The organism is Aeromonas sp. R3-1 (genome assembly GCF_040908345.1).
Classification (GTDB): Bacteria; Pseudomonadota; Gammaproteobacteria; order Enterobacterales; family Aeromonadaceae; genus Aeromonas; species Aeromonas veronii.
This window is the reverse complement of the sequence record NZ_JBFODN010000142.1, coordinates 1-4,178: the sequence shown is the minus strand read 5'-3', so window position 1 is coordinate 4,178 and position 4,178 is coordinate 1. Positions and strand designations below refer to the sequence as shown.

General features: G+C 57.9%; 4 protein-coding genes. 2 read left to right on the top strand and 2 right to left on the bottom strand.

Annotation, left to right across the window (positions count from 1 at the left end; all coding sequences use genetic code 11):
* Positions 1-707: sigma 54-interacting transcriptional regulator (locus tag AB5Y85_RS08470; RefSeq protein ID WP_368221328.1), on the bottom strand; the 707-nt coding region annotated here is incomplete at its 3' end.
* Between the two features lie 268 nt (positions 708-975).
* Entirely contained in the window at positions 976-1,854 is an 879-nt protein-coding gene (locus tag AB5Y85_RS08465; protein ID WP_257687758.1) for a DUF2726 domain-containing protein, read from the bottom strand.
* A gap of 196 nt (positions 1,855-2,050) precedes the next feature.
* On the opposite strand from AB5Y85_RS08465, the gene AB5Y85_RS08460 reads away from it, so the two are divergent.
* Positions 2,051-2,566 (top strand): glycine cleavage system protein R, encoded by a 516-nt coding sequence (locus AB5Y85_RS08460; RefSeq protein WP_047437655.1) that lies wholly within the window; start codon positions 2,051-2,053, stop codon positions 2,564-2,566.
* 74 nt (positions 2,567-2,640) lie between these two features.
* The coding region (gene ppk1, locus AB5Y85_RS08455; RefSeq protein WP_368221327.1) for a polyphosphate kinase 1 at positions 2,641-4,178 on the top strand (1,538 nt) is incomplete at its 3' end.

Genomic DNA, 4,178 nt, shown 5'->3' with positions numbered 1-4,178 from the left:
GGCATCGGCATGTCGCCGATCTCGTCGAGGAACAGGGTGCCCCCCTGCGCCAGCTCGAAGCGACCGCGACGAGCCGCGATGGCGCCGGTAAACGCCCCCTTCTCGTGGCCAAACAGTTCACTCTCCAGCAATTCAGCCGGAATAGCGCCGCAGTTGATGGGCACGAAGGGGCCTTGGCTTCGGGAAGAGAGTTCGTGGATAGCGCGAGCCACCACCTCTTTACCGGTACCGGACTCCCCGAGGATCAGCACGTTGGCATCAGTCTCGGCCACCTGGCTAATGAGGCGGCGTACCTCCTGGATCCCCTTCCCTTTACCCACCAGCAAGCGCAGCAGGGCCTGCCCCTTGTCATGGGTCTGCTGACGGGGATGCAAGGAGACGAACGCCTGACAGAAGTGCAAATGACGGGTAAGGGATTCATAGGTAAAGGGCGAGAGCGCGACCCCGATAAAGTTGCTGTTAGGCAGATCGGCCTCAACCAGCGAGAGGAAGGGGGTACGGGGGAAGGCGGCCAGCAGCTCTAACAAGGGACGGTCGGTCAGCTCACCCACCAGCACCCCTTGCAGCGGTCCGGAGGATTCGATGGCCACATCCAGATCGCTTTGTGCCACCTCCTGCCACGGGATCCCCATAAACGAGAGCACGGTTCCCAACTGTTGGCGCCGCTGCGCATCGGCATCAACAATCAACACGCCCATCTCCACCATATCCATTCCTCGCGATGTCCTGAACTAACTTATTGTTTTATTTGATGATAAAACAGCTACCGACTGTCTTTTTGCTGGCACACAAAGTGCCAAAATTCCGACACATTGTCAAAAATTGTCGTATTCAGGCTAAGTGTATCGACAGAAACGAGAGATTAGATAAATTTTGCCGAGGAATTTTCTGCATTGGCGCCGTTAACAAACGCAGCCAAAAGCGGAAAGAAAACTGCCCTCGTCAGAGGGCAGCATGGGACACAGTGAAGCGCTCTCAGTGGCGATTATGGTGGTGCGGCGCCGCGTAACGACACTCGGGGAAACGGCTGCAAGCCAGAAAGAGTCGACCGGCGTGGGGGCCTTTTTTCGCCTCCCGCTCCACCAGCGGCGCATCGCAGCGGGGGCAGTGGTGTACCTCGTGCTCTTCATCATCTTCCACATCGGCGAACAAGCCATCGACCAGTTCACCCTCACTCTGTGGCGCCTCCACCATCCCCTTGGCCTGGATGGCGGGCTCGTGGAGCGACGCAGGCGAGATGGCCTCGGCATGGGCATTGCGGCCACGCATCCCGGCACCGACATCCACGCCGTCCAGCAACAGAGGATTGAACGTCGGCTCGCGGCGCGCCCCGTGCGGCAGATCGTCGATCAATGGTTCGCTGGTTTTGACCAGCAGTGGCAGGATCTGTTCGCGCAGCTCTTCCACCAGATAGCTGGCACTTGCCGGGATCTGCAGCAACGGCAGACCGGCGCTGTCGCAGGCGGTTTTCAGAAAGAGATCCCGCGCCTTGCGCTTCTGGTGACGATGGGAGCTGTCATCGAGTTCGATGGCGCAGATAAAGGAGAGATCCGCGGGGTGGCAAAGCAGATAGTCGAAATGCTTGGCGCTGATCTTGTTGAAGTACTGCTGCCATTTGCTTTTGCCGATCCCGGCCTGCGGCGTCAGCACATCGGCCACCCGCACCTTGGCAAAGACCCGGGCCTTGTCACCCACCGCCAGATCCAGCACCCCAAGGAACGATCGCTCGGCGGGACTGAACAGGGTCTCCTGCATATCATAGGGCAGGCGCTTTTGCTGTCTGCCTCTGCTCCAGAAGATCGCCAGCACAAGCAGCGCCAGCAACAACAATCCCGATAGGACAAGGGTATTCATGAGAGCACGATCCAGTTCACGACACGAAAGGGGAATTACTTTACCACAGCCGCCACGGAGCAAGGCAGCAGACCCGTGTATAGAAAGTGAAAAGCCCCGTCTTTTTATCTATTTGTCAGCAGGCGGGGGTTCATATGACCAGTCCCAGCAGGCACAATAGGGATAGAGCAAGAAATCCCATTTCAAGGAGAGCAGGATGCAAAAGCAATTGGTGGTCACCGTGATCGGTGCAGACAAACCCGGGATCGTCGAGAGTCTGGCAGCAGTCATCAGCCGCGAGCAGGGCAACTGGCTGGGCAGCGCCATGAGCGAACTGGCGGGACAGTTTGCCGGTATCCTCCATGTCTCTGTCCCCGATGAGCACTATCGCAGCCTGTGCGAAGCACTGGCCCTGCTACCGGGTCTGACCATCAGCTTTGCCGAAGGGACACCTACCGCCGAGCCAGCCCATCAAGTCATGATGACGGTGACCGGCAACGACCGCCCCGGTATCGTCCATGAAGTAGCCAGCATCCTGCGCCAACTCGAGATCAACGTGGCCGATCTCACAACCGGCTGTGAACCGGCTCCCCACTCCGGCGCCCCGCTCTTCTATGCCCATGCGCTGGTTGCCCTGCCCGACGGGCTCGCGATGGATACGCTTATCACCGCGCTGGAATCCCTCTCCGACGATCTGGTGGTCGACATCGACGAAGCGTTCAGCGAGCAGTAACAATACTGTCATTTATTTGTCATATATTAACGCCATAACTGCCGCGCAGACGCGACCTGAAACAGAGGCACAAGATGAGCACCGACAAGCAGTATGAAGAGAAAGAGCTGAGCTGGCTCTCATTCAATGAACGGGTGTTGCAAGAGGCAATGGACAAGACGGTGCCCCTCATCGAGCGGGTTCGTTTTCTGGGGATCTTCTCCTCCAACCAGGATGAGTTCTTCAAGGTACGGGTATCGGACGTCAAGCGTCGCATCCTCATCAATGAAGTACATGGTGGCGACGATGAAGCGAAAGTGCTGCTGCGCGCCATCCAGCAAAAAGTGATGGCGCTCGGTGAAGCGTTCGACAACACCTATAAAGAGCTGTTGATTGCGCTCGCTCGCCACAACATCTTTCTGGTCAACGAGAACCAGCTCTCCGATGCCATTCAGAAGTGGCTGCGGGTCTTCTTCAAGGAGAAGGTGCTGCGTCACATCATCCCGATCCTGCTCAACAAAGAGGTCAATCCGGTCAAATTCCTCAAGGATGAGTACACCTATCTGGCCATCGAGATGAAGAAGAACGGTCAGGTGATCCAGTACGCCCTGGTGGAAGTGCCGACCGACGACCTGCCCCGCTTCTTCCAGCTGCCGCCGGAAGGAACCCGCCGCAAGAAGCAGATCATCATTCTGGATAACGTCATCCGCTTCTGCCTCGACGAGATCTTCAAAGGCTTCTTCGACTACGACGAGATTGCCGCCTATGCGGTGAAGCTGACCCGGGATGCCGAATACGACCTCTCCGACCAGCTGGACCTGAGCCTGGTGGACAAGATGAGTGATGGCTTGAAGCAGCGCCTCACCGCCATGCCGGTGCGCTTCGTCTACGAGCGGGAGATGCCCGCTGCCATGATCAGCTTCCTCAAGCTCAAGCTGCAAATCAGCTCCTACGACGCCATCATGCCGGGCGGACGCTATCACAACTTCAAGGATTTCATCGGCTTCCCCAACGTGGGCCGTGACTATCTGGAAAACCCCAAGCTGCCGGCGCTGGATTGCCGCGATTTTGACGGCTTCGTCAACGCCTTCGATGCGATTACCAAGCAGGATATCCTGCTCTACTACCCGTATCACAAGTTCCACCACTTCACCGAGCTGGTGCGCCAGGCGGCGTTCGACCCGGCGGTCAGCGCCATTCGCATCAACATTTATCGGGTGGCCAAGAAGTCGCGGATCATCCACTCCCTCATCGATGCCGCCAACAACGGCAAGAAGGTGACCGTGGTGGTCGAGCTGCGCGCCCGTTTCGACGAGGCGGCCAACATCGACTGGGCCAACATCCTTACCGATGCCGGGGTCAAGGTGGTGTTCGGGGTGCCGAGCCTCAAGATCCACTCCAAGCTCTGCCTCATCACCCGCCACGAAAATGGCGAGGCGGTGCGCTATGCCCATATCGGTACCGGCAACTTCAACGAGAAGACCGCCAAGATCTACACCGACTTCTCGCTGCTGACCCGCAATCCGGATATCACCGCCGAAGTGGAAGGGGTGTTTGAATACATCGAGTACCCCTATAAGCGTTACAAATTCAACCACCTGCTGGTCTCCCCCATCAACAGCCGCCGTCAGCT

Coding starts and splice junctions, on each gene's coding strand:
- AB5Y85_RS08465 (WP_257687758.1), bottom strand. CDS start 1,854: ATGAATACCCTTGTCCTATCGGGATTGTTGTTGCTGGCGCTGCTTGTG.
- AB5Y85_RS08460 (WP_047437655.1), top strand. CDS start 2,051: ATGCAAAAGCAATTGGTGGTCACCGTGATCGGTGCAGACAAACCCGGG.